Raw genomic sequence first — 18,278 nt, 5'->3', positions numbered from 1 at the left:
CACACCAACACATGATTAGGTTTGAAATTGGAAACCAAATCTGCGTTTGCTTGTCCGAAAACGAAATATCTTTAGAGCTCAATCAATCACTCCACCACTCCATTCCTGTCAACCCAAATGAGTACGCCATTCTGTCAACCATCGCCAAATACGGCAGCTTAAATACGCCAATTAGCCAGCGATTGATAGAAAGCAAAATCACTCAACAATACAAAATGACACTGCCTGAAAATGGCTTTAAAAACGCGGTGGCCGCTCTAAGAAAGAAATTTCGCAAGCTCACGGAAGAACACGTAACCACAAAAAAAAATATTATCGAAAATATTCACCGGACCGGATACTTCATCCCTTTTACTATGCAAAACAACCATCAGAATGGCATCGACCATCAACACAAGATCAATCAATACACAACAAACAGCCTTGGCAAAGCCCTTCGTATTTGTCTGCGTAATAAAAAGATCTATTCAGATACGCTGTGGGTCGTCTTGAGCACAGCGATCATTTTCTTTGCCATCTGTTATTACGCGATAAACAGCATTGTGAAACATAATTATCTTGATAACGCCTTCGAAATTGCAGAAAACCTTTCCCAAAAGAGCTGCTTTGCTGATGAAAGAGAATTGAAGTCGCTCTTTGATAATGTAAAGCTGGTGGAATCGAGCATGATGCTGGACCGTTTCAATATCCGGTGTTTAGTCACCCCCCGAAACCGTTGTCCCTGTCAGCAAAAAAGCATTTGAAGAGTGGAGTTATAATAGCAATTATACGACCCAATCATTTGACTTGAATAACGCAACCGTTTTGGTTCGTGTCAAAAACATTAACTTATCCGACAACGTTGAAAATCATATTTCGCGTTTTTTTCTTTCCGGCATGAAGCTATCAACCAATACAGGGACCTCTTTAGAAATTGGTAACACCAATGAACGCTTTTTCAACTATCACGTTAAGAACAGCGGCTATAAAGAGGTGTATTACATCTCTGGACCGTTTCAAAGCATCATTTTATTAAGCTTGCTGTTTCTAATAATACTGCGTCATCGCTCCCTACAAACCTTTATGGCTTATTTGTGCGCAATTCGACAATTTAAAATCAAACTGGAGCCGATTTATGACACTTCAGCGCAAAAGATTGTGCATTACGAAGCGCTCTCGCGGTTTAAGGTAAAAAATACGCAACGATTTATTGAGACACTGATCCGCAATGGGCTGCTCCTAACTCATACCTTACTGGTGATAGAGTCCATCTATACTAAGCACAAAGCCTTGCCTATTCCTATCAGCATTAATGTTTGTCCTTCTTTGCTGCGAGGACGCAACTTTTCAATCCTACACAGAGAACTATCTAACCGAGATTGTCGTTTGCTGACGATTGAAATCACGGAAAATGCATCGATGTACTATACCTCCGAGATTTATGGCAATGTCGCGAAACTAAAAGCACTGGATTGTAAAATCAGTATCGATGATTTTGGCACTGGCAACAACAACGTGTCGCTCATCAGTAAAATCAATCCAGATTATTTGAAAATAGATCGGGAATTTGTGATTGGTTTAAAGTCGGACGATAAGAAAGTGGAAACGTTGCGTCAGTTAATCGCCATGGGAAATACGTATCGCTGTACAGTCATTGTTGAAGGCGTAGAAACCGCCGATAGCGCTCACTTACTCACAACATTAGGTGCCTATATTCACCAAGGTTATTATTATCCTCTGCATTTCTAGCTTTTCTTAACCTCGTGAGTTACTTAAACTAGAGGGAATACTCTATTAAAGTTCGTGGCGGCATGAGGATATGCCGCCAATTTGTGGTTGAACGATGATTGCTATTAAACCCACCAAACTGAAAGATTTTTCGAGTTTGATGCAATTGGATGTGCAGGAAGAGCAGAAAGGATTTTCTACGCCGTTTGAAGTGGCTTATCAAAAACGCAATAAGTCTGAAGCGTTCTTTACGATTTATTCTGACGATCTATTAGTTGGCTATCTTGTTATAGATAAAGGCTTCTCCCAACATGCGCCCTTTGCCAAAAGGCACGAACTGGGGCTCAAGTACTTGATGGTTGATCAACGTTTCCAACGCCAAGGGGTTGGGAGTGAAGCGTTACGCAAACTGTTCGTTTACGCGTATACCATTGACCCTGAAAGCACCTCTCTTTGCGTCACTGTGCCACAGAGTCAGCAATACGCTATCAGTTTTCTTGATGCATGTGGATTCATCAATACAGAGAAAACAACGTTTGGTGAGAACGAAAAAGAGTGGATTTTACGTCATCCACTGAGCTAGCAAGAAAAGTATAAAAAATAGGGAATATCCAGATACAACAAAGGCAAGCTCATGGCTTGCCTTTGTCTTCAATGCTCAATAAAAAGTGACTTATTCACCTTTGTAAATACAACCGGCTGTGCACGTTTCTTTGATTTCTACTTTGCTTAGCAACGGTAAACTTGGCTTAAGCTGTTGCCAAATCCATTTTGCTAGCACTTCGCTCGTCGGATTCTCCAACCCTTCAATGTCGTTCAGGTAATAATGGTCTAAACGATTATAAATTGGTTTGAATGCCGCTTTGATTTCAGCGAAATCCACTACCCAACCAGTTTGTGGGTCTACCTCACCTTCTACATAAAGACGAACTAAGAAAGAGTGTCCATGCAAACGACCACACTTATGGCCTTCAGGTACATGTGGCAAGTGATGTGCCGCTTCGAACATAAACTCTTTGTACAATTCTGTTTTCATCTTGATTCTCAGGCTTTAAAAAGACACGCAATACTAAGGAATTCACTGCCAACAGACAAGTGCTACTCAATACAAGCGTAGCAAAACGCCGTTTGTTCTCAGCGAAAATAATTAAACCTTTGTCCTGAACGTCGTATTTCTGTCATGCGCCAAACATTTGATTACACAGCACTCACATCACAATTACATATCCCCAACATGAGTGGGGTCACAATCATTCATTTCGTTGTTCGCAGTGCGCATTTGTGCACATTAAGATTGTGCAGTTCGTTCCAATTACACTTATAAATTTATGCGCTCAACTATCACTTTTAAGCTCTTGCTCGCGTTAATTGCCGTCTTCAGCTGTGTTCTGGCTGCCTCTACGGCTTATCAATACCATCAACAAAAAACCTTAATCAATGATGTTCTCAGTGAACAACTTCATGATAAGGCTAGTAATTACTTCGATAGCCTAAACATGATGATGCTAACAGGCACCATGTCGCAAAAAGAAACTTTGCGAAAAAAAGCACTCGCTCAAGAAGGGATTGAAGAAGTTCGCGTGTTACGGGCCGATACCGTCACCAAGCTTTACGGACCAGGTCAAGCAAACCAACAACCGGTCGATGATATTGACCAACGAGCTTTAAATGGCGAACTGGTCATTGAGCCAATTTCAGCCGATTGGGGGAACGGACTGGTTGTCGCGCTACCAATGAAATCAAGCGAAAATTATCGTGGCACCAACTGCGTTTCTTGCCATGTAGCACCAGAAGGCGAAGTATTGGGCGCGATTCGTTTGGAATACAACATGAACCACGTCAATTCAATGATCAATAAACAGGCAATGTTTGCGATGGGAATAATGGCCGTTATTGCGTTTGTTGGTTTTATTATAACGATGAGTTTGATTCGCAAGATCATTGTTCGCCCAATACAAAAAACGTCGCAATTCATGGCGAATGTGAGCCATAGTAAAGATCTATCTCAACGACTTGTTCATCACCAAAAAGATGAGGTAGGCCAACTTTCTACCGCGATTAATTCGTTTATGGACACGGTATCTGAGAGTTTAGAGCGTGTACAAGACACCTCCCACTCTCTTGCCAATTCAGCCAGTCAGTTAACGGATGTTGCACAATCAACAGACAAAGCGGCCAATAATCAACAATTGGAAACCAGTGACGTACAAAGCAACATCACCGACATGTTGCAACAACAAACCGCCGTTGAAGACTCGACCAATAACGCCACAGCTCTAGTCAACCATACCGTTGATGTTGCCACTCACAGCGCAAGCCAAGCACACACCGTGAGCGAAGACATCAAACACTTGGTGAGCAATATTGACGGCGTGCGGGAGAAAATCAGTTCGTTAAACCAAAGAACCGAAGAAGTGTCGTCCATTCTTGGGGTCATTAAAGGCATTGCAGAACAAACCAACCTACTCGCGTTGAATGCTGCAATTGAAGCCGCCCGAGCCGGAGAGCAAGGACGCGGTTTTGCCGTCGTCGCGGAGGAAGTGCGTAACCTAGCTTCTCGGACCGCCGAAGCCACGGGCAACATTGAGCATATCATTTCTCAATTCCAGCAAGGGAGTGAAGAGTCCTTAGCCTCTGTGGATACTGTCTGCCAGTTTGCTCACCAACGTTCAGTCGATGTCGAGACACTTTCAGTCACGATGCATAACGTTGTCGATGAAATGCATCAAGTTCTGAAACATGCGGAAAACATTCAAAGCCAGACGCAAACTACATCCGACGTCAGTCAGCGTATTCAATCCAAAATTGATGTGATCACACTGCATGCTGACGACACATCGCAATCAGCATCGCACACGCGTGATATTAGTGTTGATTTAGAGCATCTATCCGAACGTTTAGAGCAATTACTTAACCAATTCACACTTTCAGAGCATCAAAGAGTGAATAAATAGAGAGATTCTCCCCATCAAAATGAATATAAAGGTTGATGCGAGCGAATTGACAGGTAATATGTCTCGTTGAATCTGTAAAATGCTACCCAACTCAGCACTTAGCTTGTTTTTTGAACAAAAATGTTATTAGACAAGCACTTTAATAAGTGTTGGGTTGAATTTTTACCTCAATGGAGAATATTGAAAACATGACTTACGCGCCTGTATCAGACGTATTGAAAGGTCAGCTAGCAGTAGACAGCGAAGTGACTGTTCGTGGCTGGATCCGTTCACGTCGTGATTCCAAAGCTGGAATCTCTTTCCTTGCCATATATGACGGCTCTTGTTTCGACCCGATTCAGGCCGTGGTCCCAAATAATCTTAATAATTACGAAGACGAAGTACTAAAGCTAACGACTGGCTGCTCTGTTGAAGTAACTGGTAAGATTGTTGAATCTCCTGCAAAGGGCCAAGACTTCGAACTTGCTGCCACTGGCGTTAAAGTGGTTGGCTGGGTTGAAGACGCTGAAACTTACCCGATGGCAAAAACTCGTCACTCTATCGAGTACCTACGTGAAGTTGCGCACCTACGTCCGCGAACAAACGTAATCGGTGCGGTAGCTCGTGTACGTAACTGCCTATCTCAAGCGATCCACCGCTTCTACCACGAGCAAGGTTACTTCTGGGTATCTGCACCACTAATTACAGCTTCAGATGCTGAAGGTGCAGGTGAAATGTTCCGTGTATCTACGCTAGATATGGAAAACCTACCTCGTACAGACGCTGGCAAAGTAGACTACAACGAAGACTTCTTCGGTAAAGAAACTTTCCTTACGGTATCTGGTCAGTTAAACGCGGAAGCTTACGCTTGTGCACTAAGCAAGGTTTACACTTTCGGCCCAACTTTCCGTGCTGAAAACTCAAACACAAGCCGCCACCTAGCAGAGTTCTGGATGGTTGAGCCTGAAGTTGCGTTTGCAGAACTGGACGACGTTGCGAAACTGGCTGAAGACATGCTTAAGTACGTATTCAAAGCAGTACTTGAAGAGCGTCGCGATGACCTTGAGTTCTTTGCTCAGCGCATCGACAAAGAAGCCGTTAGCCGTCTAGAGAACTTTGTTTCTTCTGACTTCGCACAAGTTGACTACACTGACGCGATCCAAATCCTGCTGGATTCTGGCCGTGAGTTCGAATTCCCAGTTGAGTGGGGTATCGATATGTCATCTGAGCACGAGCGTTTCCTAGCGGAAGAGCACTTCAAAGCGCCGGTAATCGTTAAGAACTACCCGAAAGACATCAAAGCATTCTACATGCGTATGAACGATGATGGTAAGACGGTAGCGGCAATGGACGTTCTAGCACCTGGCATCGGTGAAATCATCGGTGGTTCTCAGCGTGAAGAGCGTCTAGACGTACTGGATGCACGTATGCGCGAAATGGGTATCGACCCTGAGCACATGAGCTGGTACCGCGACTTACGTCGTTACGGCACAGTGCCACACGCAGGCTTTGGTCTAGGCTTTGAGCGTCTAGTATCTTACGTAACAGGCATGGGCAACGTTCGTGACGTGATCCCATTCCCACGTACGCCTCGCTCTGCGAACTTCTAATCACTTTTTAGTGAGACAGAATTAGAAAAGACCTCCCTAGTGGAGGTCTTTTATTTTGTGCTCAACCGTCAATACTATCTGCCAAGCAACTCAAGCTTGAGTTAGTCTTCTTCCTTATCTCTGTCCGCTTTTTCAGCGTACTTTACGCCCACAATACATAAGCCAAACATTACGAAAGGGATCACGGCCGCGGTGTACTCTGTCCATGCCATATGAGAGAAAGACTTCGCCAAAATGAGATGCGCAAATACCAGTAAAAACGCACTAAAAATAGCAACGGCGATTAACCTTAACTCATGTTTAACCAACTGCTTTTTCATCTTAAATCCTGCTTAATCGTCCAAAGTCTGTCGACCTGAATAATGATTGAAGCACAATTTGCAAAAATGGCGCTGATACAGTTGGAGCAAAAAAACACTAAGCAGTTTAATGAGTTTCAATTCTGAGTAATTCGCGAAGCAAATCACCTAACCTTTTGATAGCACGTTCTAAACTCGTTTCTAAAGGAAGCGATGTATTCAGTCTTAAATAGTTTTCGTATTGATCACTTATCGAAAAGAGTTTGCCATAAGCGACGGTAACATGCTCAGACAATAGTGCTTGATATACCGCTTTACTTGATATTCCATCTGGCAATTTCAGCCAAAGAAAGTAACCACCATCAGGACGTTGATAGGTAACCTCTTTAGGTATGTGCTTTGCGAGTAAATCCACGAAGTCAGCTTGACGGTGTTGCAGTGTCTTACGCAGCTTTCTCAGGTGGTTGTCGTAACTGTCGTTTTGTAAGTAATGTGCAACCCCCTGCTGAATAGGGGCACTCCCAGATAATGTCGATATTAACTGGAGCTTTTGAATAGTCTCGTTAAAACGCTTATTCACCACCCAACCCAAGCGATATCCAGGGCATAAACTCTTAGAAAAAGAACCACAATGAAGGACACGCTCTTGCTCATCAAAGGTCTTCAATGAGTTCGGCCTTTTGTCAGAAAAATACAGCTCAGAGTACACATCGTCTTCGATGAGATACACATCATATCGATTGGCTAACTCAACAATGTATCGTTTGTGTTCATCAGACAAAGAAGCTCCGGTTGGATTATGAAAGTTCGTCATTAACCAACAAGCCCGAACGTCTTCATTGGCAAAGGCTGCTTCGATTTGCTCAAGCGAATGCCCACTCTCATCATCGACACTGATTTCTATAGCCTTGAGCCCCAACCGTTCTACTGCTTGAAGTGCGCCATAAAACGTTGGGGATTCGACAACGACGGTATCACCTGGTCGGGTGACCGCTTGCAAACTCAAGTTCAATGCTTCTAGCGCACCGGAAGTAATAACCACATCATCATGGGTTAGTGATATCCCATGATGAATATACCTCTGAGCGACGAGTCGCCTTAACGACTCAGCACCAGGAGGTAGGTTGTCTAGCAACTTATCCGGCCCCATTTTTCGTCCCGAGCTGGCCAAATTACGGTTAAGCGACTCCAAAGGAAACAAACACGGATCCGGAAACGCCGAGCCTAAATGAACAACATCCGATGTTGCTTGGTGCTTCAAAAACGAATACAACTCATCATTCAACTTGGTGCATGGTGTATTGTTGCTTTTAATTCCATTCGTATTGGTGAGACGTTCAAGATCGGCAGTCACATAGTAACCAGATTGAGGCTTTGCTATCACCCAGCCTTGCGCCTCTAGCAATTGATAGGCTTGTAATACCGTACCTGCACTTACGGAATGATTGCGGCTGGTGACGCGTATTGAAGGCAGCTTCTCCCCTGCTCTCCAAGTATCTTGCTGAATTTGTGCCTTAAACAATTCGGCCAATTGACGGTATCGATTCATGTATCCCTCATTTCACTTGCAGCCGCACCATAGCATACTTCGCGCCAGCATTCTGATATGGCAGTAGTCAATTTAGCAACGTAATTTATCAAGCTTGTTAATAGCAATTTCGACGACGAAGTGAGAATTTATGTTCCATACTTTTACTGATACGTCCGAGTGGTCTTAAATCTTTGCCTTGTCCGAAAAGCAAGGCATTCCAAGGAGCTGAGAGTGTTAAATCCACTTAGACATCTATCTTTTAAGCCGGGAGGAAGCGATGAAAGTATTTACAATGGACGATCTCTCTTATCGCGGGAAACATAAAGGTGTACATAGCTGGGACCATCCTGGCGGCACAACCCCTTATTACTGGCATCCTGATTGGTTGCATATCGCTGAAGATGCTTTGGGTGAACACAAAAAGGCTGACCTTGAAGTCCCTGACGGAGAAGCAGCGACAGAAGAGCATGCAAAAGCGGCGATTCTCAAACACTTGAATGACGAGTAGTTTAGGCTCTATCACCGTTCAAGAATAGCGTTAGGCAGGCGAATCCATCGTCGTATGCTTTAAACGCAGATAAAGCCAAAACCTGCCAAATAGTAAATTCTTCTGAATGAGAAGTACGCATCGTCTGTAGCTATCGAATGACAAAATAAGTCGATAGTTATCACATTAATTTTCATTACATCTGTTACATTTAGATAGTAATGGTGATGCACACCTCAACTCATGGATTATGAGAGAAAACAATAATGGCGAAATACAACGAAGAAGACATTAAATACAAAGGTGAATCCAACGGCGTACATTCTTGGAGTTCACCTTCCGGCCAACCTTATTATTGGCACCCAGATTGGCTACACGTAGCGGAAGATGCGACGGGCACACACCCGAAACAAAAGCTTGAAGTCGAAAAAGCGGAAGTCCCAACAGAGAAGCACGCGTTAAAAGCAATCTTAAAGCATATGAACGACTGGGCGACTGAGAAGCTTTCTTCTAACCCAGACATCGAAACCAATGCGGTTGAGTCTGAAATCGATCTGAAGAAATAACATCAGCCGACATCTATACTTCTTACAAGCAAACGCTCCACCTTTAGTGGGGCGTTTTTGTCTCAACGAGTAACCGCCACTCCACGTAAATCACTAATGCAAAGCACTAACGCAAAGCACTAAAGTCAAACGATTGGTACGTGAACAAAACTTCATCAACCATGGTATAAATCCCCTTCAAACTCTGTGCCTACCAAACGTTTTCATGGCAAAAACTTTAGTTATGTTAGAATTCTGTTTCAAATCGCAACTTTTTTAGGTTTTCTTTTCAGTAACGGTTGTAACCAATATTGCTGAAAGGTATAAATGTTAGCACACCCCTTCGATTAACATGGATGAAGATTATGTTTGAAAAAGTAGTTGCCGCTCCGGCTGACCCTATTCTTGGCCTTACTGAAGAGTTTAAAAAAGATACTCGCGCAGACAAAATTAACCTTGGCGTAGGTATTTACAAAAACGAGCAAGGCGAAACCCCCGTTCTTGCAACAGTAAAGAAAGCTGAAGCAGCGCTTGTTGAAACTGAAAAAACCAAATCTTACCTAACTATCGAAGGCACAGCTGAGTACGGCATTGCAGTACAAAAACTGCTTTTCGGCTCTGATGCAGAAATTGTAAACGAAAAACGCGCTAAAACAGCTCAAGCTCCAGGTGGTACTGGTGCATTACGTGTTGCTGGTGAGTTCATTAAACGCCAACTTGGCGATGTAAAAATCTGGATCAGCAATCCTACTTGGGCAAACCACAACGGCGTATTTACTGCCGCTGGTATCGAAACGGCACAATACAGCTACTACAACGCAGAAACAAAAGACAAAGACTTCGATGCAATGCTAAACGATCTGCAATCTGCGTCTGAAGGTGACATCGTGCTTCTACACGGCTGCTGCCACAACCCTACAGGTATCGACCCAACTGCTGAAGAATGGGAAACATTGGCGAAACTAGTCGCAGAGAAGAAATTGCTTCCTCTATTTGACTTCGCATACCAAGGCTTTGCTAAAGGCGTGGAAGAGGATGCAGCGGGTCTTCGTACTTTTGCTAAGTACAACAAAGAAATCCTAGTCGCGAGCTCGTTCTCGAAAAACTTTGGCCTATACAACGAACGCGTTGGTGCCTTCACGTTAGTAGCGGAATCAGAAGAAGTCGCAACAACCGCATTTTCGCAAGTTAAAGCCATTATTCGCTCTATCTACTCTAACCCACCTGCGCACGGCAGCGCGGTCGTGACTCACATTCTTGGCAACGCCGAAATGCGTGCGGAATGGGAAGCTGAAGTAGCAGAAATGCGTGACCGTATCCAAGAGATGCGTGAACTATTTGTAGCGACACTAAAATCAGAAGGTGTGGACGCAGACTTTAGCTTCATCGAACGTCAAAATGGTATGTTCTCTTTCTCTGGCCTATCTAAAGAGCAAGTAAACCGTCTGAAAGAAGAGTTCGGTATTTACATCGTCGGTTCAGGCCGAATCAGTGTTGCTGGTATGACGAAGTCAAATATGGGTCCTCTATGTAAAGGCATTGCAGCGGTTTTATAATCGATAGTCGCATACTTTATTAAAAGGAAAGGTCAGCATAAGCTGACCTTTTTTATTTATTGCCAATAAATGAACCTGTCCGCTAGTAGACAAACTTCAAACTCAGCCCCACTTCATTGACATAATCAGAACTCTCACCGCTGTAATCGGTATCTCTAAACTGATAAAAAAGACCAGTACCAATAACATCATGCCATTGGTAGTTAAAACCTATCTTAAAATTGTTCTCATCGACGATATCACTGCGGTTAACTTCCACCTCGGCCGTCGCAATAAGTTTTTCACTGAATAAGTAATTCACCCCAATGGTGACGGCTTGAAGCAGTTCACTATCTGAAGATAACGTATTATCCGTTTTGTCGTCCGTCGCTTTCGCTTTGATTGCACCTATTCCATATTTACCGTAGATATCGAATTGATCCGTAATCCCATAACGATAACCACCACCAAACAACAAACGGTCAATGCGAAGAGTAAAGTCGTCCGGATGGAAAAACTGCGCCGAGTAATCGACATTAAACAACCAGTTCTCAGTAAATAAGTAATTACCACCGAGCCCAATTGTGGTCGCGTTCGAATTATCTAACCACTCTTCATTTGTGGTTCCGGCACCCACATCCAGGTGAATGTGTTCATACCCAAATTTTTCTGCTTGGTCCATGACCGCCGCGCTAGTTGCTGCTGGCAAAGCAGCTAAAGACGCAAGCAATAAACTTCTCACCATTCGACTTCCTTTCATGAGAATTATTTAAACACCGCCCCAAAATCACCTTGAGTGGCTTAGTTCAACAAGAATAACTTAGTTTACAGACGCGGTAACGATTTGAAATCTGCTATGCCTCTAAATCAAGCATTGGCCCAAAATATGTCGACCACGTCCGCTCACCTTTTAAGTGACTATATAGTAGTAGAAATGCCGATTCCTTATCGTGCGATATGTCAGAATCTTATGACTGAGTACGAAAATCACGGTTCAGATAAGACTCTGTTTTAAAACTAAGTTAAGATTACTTTATTATTTGCGAACTAAAAGGCACCTTCGATGGATGCAGAACTTCTCGAGATTTATAACTTTCTCGCCAAGTACCCCCCGTTCAATGAACTCCCTGAAGAAACACTAAACAAGGTGACAGAGAGTGTCGAGATCTCGTACTACCGAGAAGATACCCCAATCATCCATTTTGGAGACTATATCCAAGATCTCTACGTGGTGCGAAGCGGGGTCGTAGAAGTTTATCGACGCAAAGGAGAGCTTTATAACCGTCTTGATGAAGGTGACCTATTTGGCCAGATGGGAATGCTAACCAACAACAAAGTACGCTTTCCGGTAAAAGCCATTGAAGATACTCTGCTCTACTGTATTCCTGGTGACGTTTTCCAAGAGATATACGACAACTTTGATTCCTTTGCAGACTTTGTCGAAGTGGAAAATAGTGCTCGTTTACGCCAAGCTATTTCAGAAAACAAAGATGCCAATGACCTGACGACATCGAAAGTGAAAACCTTGCTGACTGGCGATGCTCATACGATTGATCGTGGACAGACAATCCAGCAAGCCGCGCAGCAGATGGCGAATGACAACGTATCTGCTCTACTTATCGTCGATCCAGATTTCGTTCGTGACGAAGATGACCCACAGTCTCCGGTACTTGGTATTATTACTGACCGTGACTTGTGTACCCGTGTGTTAGCCGAAGGCTTGTCTCCACAGGACGATGTATCAAGTGTGATGACCACTGAAGTCATGTCTCTTGATCACAATGCCTACATCTATGAAGCAATGTTAACCATGCTGCGTTACAACGTGCATCATCTACCTGTGGTTAAAAATCAATTGCCTATTGGTATTATCGAAACAACCGACATTGTTCGTTATGAATCACAAAACTCGCTCTTATTGGTGAGCAGCATTTTCCAACAGCAGACCATCGAAGATTTGGCAGTTGTTGCTGAAGAAGTAAAAAGCAGCTTTGTACGCCTGGTCAACGAAGATGCCAACTCACACATGGTGGGCAGTGCGATGTCCGTAATTGGTCGAAGCTTCAAACAACGTCTGTTAGAAATGGCTGAAGAAGAGCTTGGCCCACCACCAATTCCTTATTGTTTCCTTGCACTTGGCTCAATGGGACGTGATGAGCAACTGTTGGTGACTGACCAAGATAACGCCATCATTCTAGATGAGACCTACCAAGAAGAGAAACATGGTAAGTACTTCGAAGCTTTAGCAAAGTACGTCAGTGATGGATTAGATGCCTGTGGCTACAAGTATTGTACGGGCGATATTATGGCAACCAACCCATTATGGCGCATGACTCGTTCAGAGTGGGAAGAGTGCTTCGCTGACTGGATTGATAACCCGAACCCGAAAGCGCTACTCAACGCGTCCATCTTTTTCGATTTGGATGGCGTTTACGGTCGCTTAAAATGGGCAGAACAATTAACCAGCTTTATTGTTCGTCGTGCGCGTAAAAACAATCGCTTCTTAGCCTGTCTGGCTCGCAACGCACTTAACCGAACGCCGCCACTTGGCTTCTTTAAAGACTTTGTGATGGAGAAAGATGGCAGACACAACAACTCCATCAACCTCAAACGTCGTGGTACGGCTCCTCTGGTCGACTTAATTCGCGTTCACTCTCTGGCGGTTGGTTCACGTGCACAGAACTCGTTTGAGCGTCTCGACGACATCATTGATGCTGGCATTTTGCCAAAAGGTCGAGCACAAGACTTAAAAGACGCGTTAGAGTTTATTTCCATGGTGCGTATTCGTCACCAAGCGACGGATGTGGAACTAGGCATTGATCCTGATAACAATATCGAACCGGAAAACCTCTCTGAGTTTGAACGTCGCAACCTAAAAGATGCTTTCCAAATCCTAAGCAATGGTCAGAACTTCCTTAAGTTCCGCTACCAAGCGAATAAGAGCTTTAAGTGAGGTTGAACATGATCAAAAAGCTCTTTCAGAAGCCAACCATTCAGTGGCCAGCGAAATTTGAACACAAGTTGGAGATGGCTAAAGATGAAAATTTAATTGCGTTCTATAGCAATAAACCACCTGCACCAGAGACCCCCCTGTCTGAGGTGGAGTTCGTCGCGCTAGATTTCGAAACGACGGGGTTGAATCCCGAGAAACATGACATCATTACCATTGGTTTAGTGCCGTTTAACTTGAAGCGGATTTTTTTACGCAATTCGCGTCATTGGAAAGTTCGCCCGCAGCGAGCACTCGATGAAGACTCGGTAATCATACATGGTATTACTCACAGTGAATTGATCGATGCACCTGACTTGGGTGACATCTTAAGCGAGCTACTACCATGCTTAAGCGGAAAAATCATTGTTGTGCATTATCGTCGTATCGAGAGAGAATTTCTGGATAAAGCACTCAAAAGCCGATTAGGGGAAGGAATTGAGTTTCCAGTGATAGATACGCTGCATCTTGAAGAAACCATTCAACAGAAACGCTCTGGCTCACTCTGGGAGCGTTTAAAAGGGAAAAAGCCAGAATCGGTTCGGCTAGCGCAATCTCGACGCCGTTATGGTCTGCCAGACTATACCCCTCACCATGCATTAACCGATGCAATTGCTACGGCAGAACTGCTACAAGCGCAAATCGCCCATCATTATAGCGAAGAGCAACCGATCAGTGAGTTCTGGCTATAACGTCTTGCTAGATTAATAAGCGATCAAAAAAGGAGCCAAATGGCTCCTTTTTATTTAGGTCGGTATCCGATTACAGCTTAAAGCGTTGAATCTCTTGCTCTAATTCGTGTGAAAGCTCAGATAGGTGGGCAGCTTGTTCTGCTGCTTGATGAGCTTCTACCGACAGCTCGTTAGAAACGTCACGAATGCCTTCAGTATTACGCGTGATCTCGGTTGTTACCGATGCTTGCTCTTCTGCCGCCGATGCAATCTGCGTTGCCATGTCACTGATGCGCTCAACAGCAGTATGGATTTGCGTCAGGCTCGCTGCTGCCGCGTTTGCATCATCAACACTGGTGTCAGCCAGACGACGGCTATCACCCATGATGCCAACCGCTTTCGCTGTTGTGCCCTGTAGCATCTCGATAGTTTCTTGAATCTCTTGCGTTGAAGCATGAGTGCGTTGGCTCAATACGCGAACTTCATCCGCAACCACAGCAAAGCCACGGCCTTGTTCACCTGCACGTGCCGCTTCAATTGCCGCGTTAAGTGCAAGTAGGTTAGTTTGCTCAGCAATACCTTGAATCGTTGATAGAATCGTATTGATGCTATTTCCGTGTGCTTCTAGCTCTTGAATCACATCAGTGGCAACTTGAACTTCTTGCGCTAAGTTCTGGATAGAACCTTGCGTCTGAGTCACTTGGCTAGAACCGTGTGAACAAGCTTGAACCGCTTCCTCTGAGTTACTTGCCGTGCTATCTGCATTACCTGCAATTTCTTGTGTCGCTGCTGCCATTTCGTTCACAGCCGTCGCAACCATGTTGATCTCATCTTGCTGGTAAGAGATACGCTGACTGCGCTCTTCAGCTTGCTGTGCCGTCGTGCGTGCTTGCTCTGAAAGCGCAGATGATACGTGGCTAAGCTTGGTCACCATCGTGTGCATGTTGCCAACAAAGCGGTTGAAGTTTTCAGCCAGTTTACCGACTTCATCATCACTGCGTGGTTCTAGTCGTTGCGTTAAGTCACCTTCACCAGATGCAATTTCCTCAAGTGCATTTGATACGCGGCTCAAGTCACGGAACAAGAAACCAACCAACCAAGATACCGCAAGAATAACCACAATGGTGATCATCACTGCAGTGATCAATAGGTCACGTAGCAATACCGCATGCCCTGCTTCTTCCGTTGCGCGATCCATTTCAATCGCGAACATCCAATGCGTGCCAGGTACTTTATTAAAGTAGTAAAGCTTCTCTTTGCCTTTGATTACCGTATCTTCGATACGACCTTCATCTGCAGCGCGCTCGATTGCCTCTTCTGAAAAGTCTTTTAGAACACTGGTGATAGGCTTAAGCGTTAAGCTTTTATCTGGATGCGCTAGGAACGTACCTTCGTTCATATCGATTAACATCGCATGCGCATTTTCACCTGCATCTAGGTTAATCACATCGCTGATGAGCTGATCGATCAGTACATCTGCACCAACAACACCAACAAACTGACCATTTTTCATTACTGGCTCAGCAATGGTTACAAGCAGCGCGTTAGTGATTGCATCTTGATATGCTGCTGTGATGATCTGCTTACCTGCAGCGTTAGCATCTTTGTACCAAGGGCGAGTACGAGGGTCGTAATCAGCACGGTTACGCTCAGGGTGAGAGCGATACATATCACCGTTTGGTGTACCAAGGAAGATGTCATCAAAGCCACCAGCCTTGCGAGCTTGTTGTAGGAAAGGGACAACGTCTTGCTCTGTCGAGTAGTCGTTGAATGCGGTAGCAATATCTTTACGGATATTGACCCAATCAGAAATTCCTTCTGACGCAGTAGTACTTAGACTTTGCGCACGTGAATAGACACCTGAACGAGTCTGATCAAATAATTGACCAGCCGACAACCAAGTAAGTGCTGTTGCCATCACAACAACAGCAGAAAGGCTTGCGCCAATAAGCTTTTGTTTTAATGATAATTTCATATTTATAGTTTTTGAGTTGGGAGAACAGTTAAGGTGTGTGAATATTACACACTTTTTCACGACTATTCACTAATTTTTAAAAAACAAAATAGCACATTAACTCTTTGTAAAATATGAACTTTCATGTGTCATTTTTTTGTCTCACCGTCATAAAAACCGCACAAAAAAAGCCAGCAAAAATGCTGGCCTTTTGATTACTTGTTACTCAGACAGATTTATAAAATGCCTGAGTTATTGACGTTCTGTTCTCATACCCATCAATAAGCTCACACACATTGCAAGCAGAATGAAGGTAAACGGTAGTGCCGTAGAAATTGCACCTGCCTGAAGCGCTTGAACCGCTTCTGAGCCACCAATCCACAGTAGAGCAACCGCAATTGCACCTTCCATAAATGCCCAGAAAACACGTTGAAGTACAGGAGCGTCGACTTTACCGCCCGCTGTGATGCTGTCGATAACAAGTGAACCAGAGTCAGAAGACGTGATGAAGAACACAAGTACCAACACAACAGCAATGATTGAAAGCATGCTACCAAATGGAAGAACATCGAACATTTGGAACATAGCAAGTGAAACGTCAGTCAAACCATTCGTGCCCAACTCACCTACTTTATCAACAACTTGCTCGATCGCTAGACCACCAAATACTGACATCCAAACAACCGTAACAGCGGTTGGAACCAATAGAACGGCTGTAATGAATTCGCGAACGGTACGACCGCGAGAAACACGCGCAATGAACATACCTACGAATGGTGACCATGAAATCCACCAAGCCCAGTAGAATACTGTCCAGCCTTGGAACCATGCTTCATCTGTACGACCAAACGGGTTACTTAGCGGAATAATATTCTCTACGTATGCCATAAGTGTGGTTGGAATCGAACCTAGACTCGCCGCCCAACCGATAAGACCAACAAGAATCAGTAGCAAGAACGCCACAACCATGTTGATGTTACTAATGACCTTAACGCCACCATCAATACCACGTACGACTGAAACAACAGCAAGCAAAGTTACAACGGTAATGACAACGATTTGTAGGCCCAGGCCTGGCTCAACACCAAATACGTGATGAATACCACTTGCCGCTTGTTGTGCACCTAAGCCCAGTGACGTTGCAAGACCAAACAAGGTCGCAAGAACGGCCAAGATATCCACGATATGACCAGCCCAGCCCCACGCGCGATCACCCAGAAGTGGGTAGAAGATCGAGCGCATAGACAGCGGTAATCCTTTGTTGTAGGCAAAGAATGCTAAAGAAAGTGCTACAACACCGTAAATTGCCCATGGGTGAAGACCCCAGTGGAACATCGTCGCACCCAGTGCCAATCTCGCTGCTTCTGGTGTATTTGCTTCAACACCGAGTGGCGTTTCATACCAACCAGTGAAGTAAGCGACAGGTTCTGCGACACTCCAGAACATTAAACCGATACCCATACCAGCCGCAAATAGCATTGCAAGCCATGACATGAACGAGTAATCGGCAACAGCGTCTTTACCACCTAGGCGGATTTTACCCATTGGCGAAACGATAAGTGCCAAACAGAAAATAACGAAAATATTACCTGCAATAATGAACAACCAATCGAATGAACCAATGATCTTCCATTTCAGCCCATCAAGTGCCGTCTTTGCGGTATGTGCATCTAGAACTAATGCAGCGACAAGAAACAGCGCAATTAAACCTGCACTAATACCAAAAACTGGGTTATGAACATCAAAACCCCATTTTTGAACGTTGTCTTGACCTACCGTATAGTCGGTACTATCGATACTGTACTTATCTATACCCTTTGTCATCGTTCCTCTCTATTTTTGTACTGTTTTTACGTACCAAACAAAAAAATCTTTCGAACACGATACGTTTTACATTCCGTGAAGGCGCAAGATCCTATCATTTGACACGTTTTTGTCTATCTTTTTGCTATGAAAAAATCCAATAACTTACTTTTCACTCAGCAATTTCCGCCTTTAAAAGGATAAACCACTAGCG

Annotated in this window: 14 protein-coding genes and 1 pseudogene; 9 read left to right on the top strand and 6 right to left on the bottom strand. The window is 44.2% G+C overall.

Going from position 1 to position 18,278, the window contains the following annotated elements; all coding sequences use genetic code 11:
• Window positions 1-11 precede the first annotated feature (11 nt).
• A pseudogene (locus OO778_RS06460) lies at window positions 12-1,728 on the top strand (EAL domain-containing protein).
• 94 nt (window positions 1,729-1,822) lie between these two features.
• Window positions 1,823-2,290, top strand: coding sequence for a GNAT family N-acetyltransferase (locus tag OO778_RS06455; RefSeq protein WP_005396898.1), 468 nt, complete (start codon window positions 1,823-1,825; stop codon window positions 2,288-2,290).
• A 90-nt stretch (window positions 2,291-2,380) separates the two neighbouring features.
• On the opposite strand, the gene queD is transcribed toward OO778_RS06455, so the two are convergent.
• A complete protein-coding gene (queD, locus tag OO778_RS06450) occupies window positions 2,381-2,743 on the bottom strand; it encodes a 6-carboxytetrahydropterin synthase QueD (RefSeq protein ID WP_104969581.1) in 363 nt (120 codons plus the stop codon).
• Between the two features lie 292 nt (window positions 2,744-3,035).
• Here queD and OO778_RS06445 point away from each other — a divergent pair, with 292 nt between their 5' ends.
• Both OO778_RS06445 and asnS read left to right on the top strand, forming a co-directional pair.
• Window positions 3,036-4,661: a methyl-accepting chemotaxis protein gene (locus OO778_RS06445; protein ID WP_104969582.1), complete on the top strand. Its 1,626-nt coding sequence runs from the start codon at window positions 3,036-3,038 to the stop codon at window positions 4,659-4,661.
• Window positions 4,662-4,849: 188 nt separating this feature from the next.
• Complete coding sequence (asnS, locus tag OO778_RS06440; protein ID WP_046876186.1) at window positions 4,850-6,250, top strand: asparagine--tRNA ligase; 1,401 nt, start codon at window positions 4,850-4,852, stop codon at window positions 6,248-6,250.
• A 101-nt stretch (window positions 6,251-6,351) separates the two neighbouring features.
• Here the strand turns inward: asnS and OO778_RS06435 are convergent, their stop codons facing one another.
• Together OO778_RS06435 and OO778_RS06430 are read right to left on the bottom strand one after the other, a co-directional pair.
• Complete coding sequence (locus OO778_RS06435) at window positions 6,352-6,570, bottom strand: hypothetical protein (protein WP_012841649.1); 219 nt, start codon at window positions 6,568-6,570, stop codon at window positions 6,352-6,354.
• 106 nt (window positions 6,571-6,676) lie between these two features.
• Window positions 6,677-8,098 (bottom strand): PLP-dependent aminotransferase family protein, encoded by a 1,422-nt coding sequence (locus OO778_RS06430; RefSeq protein ID WP_264911065.1) that lies wholly within the window; start codon window positions 8,096-8,098, stop codon window positions 6,677-6,679.
• Between the two features lie 259 nt (window positions 8,099-8,357).
• Between OO778_RS06430 and OO778_RS06425 the strand changes: the two genes are divergently transcribed.
• From OO778_RS06425 to OO778_RS06415, 3 genes are all read left to right on the top strand, one after another.
• A complete protein-coding gene (locus tag OO778_RS06425; protein ID WP_005396877.1) occupies window positions 8,358-8,588 on the top strand; it encodes a hypothetical protein in 231 nt (76 codons plus the stop codon).
• A gap of 245 nt (window positions 8,589-8,833) precedes the next feature.
• Entirely contained in the window at window positions 8,834-9,133 is a 300-nt protein-coding gene (locus OO778_RS06420) for a hypothetical protein (protein ID WP_005396873.1), read from the top strand.
• Between the two features lie 344 nt (window positions 9,134-9,477).
• Window positions 9,478-10,668, top strand: coding sequence for an amino acid aminotransferase (locus OO778_RS06415; protein ID WP_012841647.1), 1,191 nt, complete (start codon window positions 9,478-9,480; stop codon window positions 10,666-10,668).
• A gap of 82 nt (window positions 10,669-10,750) precedes the next feature.
• Here the strand turns inward: OO778_RS06415 and OO778_RS06410 are convergent, their stop codons facing one another.
• Window positions 10,751-11,392: an outer membrane beta-barrel protein gene (locus OO778_RS06410; RefSeq protein ID WP_053808923.1), complete on the bottom strand. Its 642-nt coding sequence runs from the start codon at window positions 11,390-11,392 to the stop codon at window positions 10,751-10,753.
• 318 nt (window positions 11,393-11,710) lie between these two features.
• On the opposite strand from OO778_RS06410, the gene OO778_RS06405 reads away from it, so the two are divergent.
• The gene (locus OO778_RS06405; RefSeq protein WP_005396868.1) at window positions 11,711-13,600 is read left to right on the top strand and encodes a DUF294 nucleotidyltransferase-like domain-containing protein; all 1,890 of its coding nucleotides are present in this window, start codon (window positions 11,711-11,713) and stop codon (window positions 13,598-13,600) included.
• Window positions 13,601-13,608: 8 nt separating this feature from the next.
• Window positions 13,609-14,328: a 3'-5' exonuclease gene (locus tag OO778_RS06400; RefSeq protein ID WP_006741431.1), complete on the top strand. Its 720-nt coding sequence runs from the start codon at window positions 13,609-13,611 to the stop codon at window positions 14,326-14,328.
• Between the two features lie 70 nt (window positions 14,329-14,398).
• Here OO778_RS06400 and OO778_RS06395 read toward each other — a convergent pair whose 3' ends face one another.
• Window positions 14,399-16,282, bottom strand: a complete 1,884-nt coding sequence (locus OO778_RS06395) for a methyl-accepting chemotaxis protein (protein ID WP_012841645.1) — start codon at window positions 16,280-16,282, stop codon at window positions 14,399-14,401.
• A 231-nt stretch (window positions 16,283-16,513) separates the two neighbouring features.
• Window positions 16,514-18,085: a BCCT family transporter gene (locus tag OO778_RS06390; protein WP_005394723.1), complete on the bottom strand. Its 1,572-nt coding sequence runs from the start codon at window positions 18,083-18,085 to the stop codon at window positions 16,514-16,516.
• Window positions 18,086-18,278 lie beyond the last annotated feature (193 nt).

This window comes from Vibrio sp. STUT-A16 (genome assembly GCF_026000495.1).
GTDB lineage: Bacteria > Pseudomonadota > Gammaproteobacteria > Enterobacterales > Vibrionaceae > Vibrio > Vibrio diabolicus.
Note: the sequence above shows the minus strand (reverse complement) of the source record. Positions and strands in the feature narration are given on the sequence as shown.

Bases quoted from the DNA above. Each gene is read 5' to 3' on its own strand.
- OO778_RS06425 (WP_005396877.1), top strand. From the start codon at position 8,358: ATGAAAGTATTTACAATGGACGATCTCTCTTATCGCGGGAAACATAAA.
- OO778_RS06395 (WP_012841645.1), bottom strand. From the start codon at position 16,282: ATGAAATTATCATTAAAACAAAAGCTTATTGGCGCAAGCCTTTCTGCT.
- OO778_RS06455 (WP_005396898.1), top strand. From the start codon at position 1,823: ATGATTGCTATTAAACCCACCAAACTGAAAGATTTTTCGAGTTTGATG.
- OO778_RS06405 (WP_005396868.1), top strand. From the start codon at position 11,711: ATGGATGCAGAACTTCTCGAGATTTATAACTTTCTCGCCAAGTACCCC.
- OO778_RS06410 (WP_053808923.1), bottom strand. From the start codon at position 11,392: ATGGTGAGAAGTTTATTGCTTGCGTCTTTAGCTGCTTTGCCAGCAGCA.
- OO778_RS06415 (WP_012841647.1), top strand. From the start codon at position 9,478: ATGTTTGAAAAAGTAGTTGCCGCTCCGGCTGACCCTATTCTTGGCCTT.
- queD (WP_104969581.1), bottom strand. From the start codon at position 2,743: ATGAAAACAGAATTGTACAAAGAGTTTATGTTCGAAGCGGCACATCAC.
- asnS (WP_046876186.1), top strand. From the start codon at position 4,850: ATGACTTACGCGCCTGTATCAGACGTATTGAAAGGTCAGCTAGCAGTA.
- OO778_RS06445 (WP_104969582.1), top strand. From the start codon at position 3,036: ATGCGCTCAACTATCACTTTTAAGCTCTTGCTCGCGTTAATTGCCGTC.
- OO778_RS06430 (WP_264911065.1), bottom strand. From the start codon at position 8,098: ATGAATCGATACCGTCAATTGGCCGAATTGTTTAAGGCACAAATTCAG.
- OO778_RS06435 (WP_012841649.1), bottom strand. From the start codon at position 6,570: ATGAAAAAGCAGTTGGTTAAACATGAGTTAAGGTTAATCGCCGTTGCT.
- OO778_RS06400 (WP_006741431.1), top strand. From the start codon at position 13,609: ATGATCAAAAAGCTCTTTCAGAAGCCAACCATTCAGTGGCCAGCGAAA.
- OO778_RS06390 (WP_005394723.1), bottom strand. From the start codon at position 18,085: ATGACAAAGGGTATAGATAAGTACAGTATCGATAGTACCGACTATACG.
- OO778_RS06420 (WP_005396873.1), top strand. From the start codon at position 8,834: ATGGCGAAATACAACGAAGAAGACATTAAATACAAAGGTGAATCCAAC.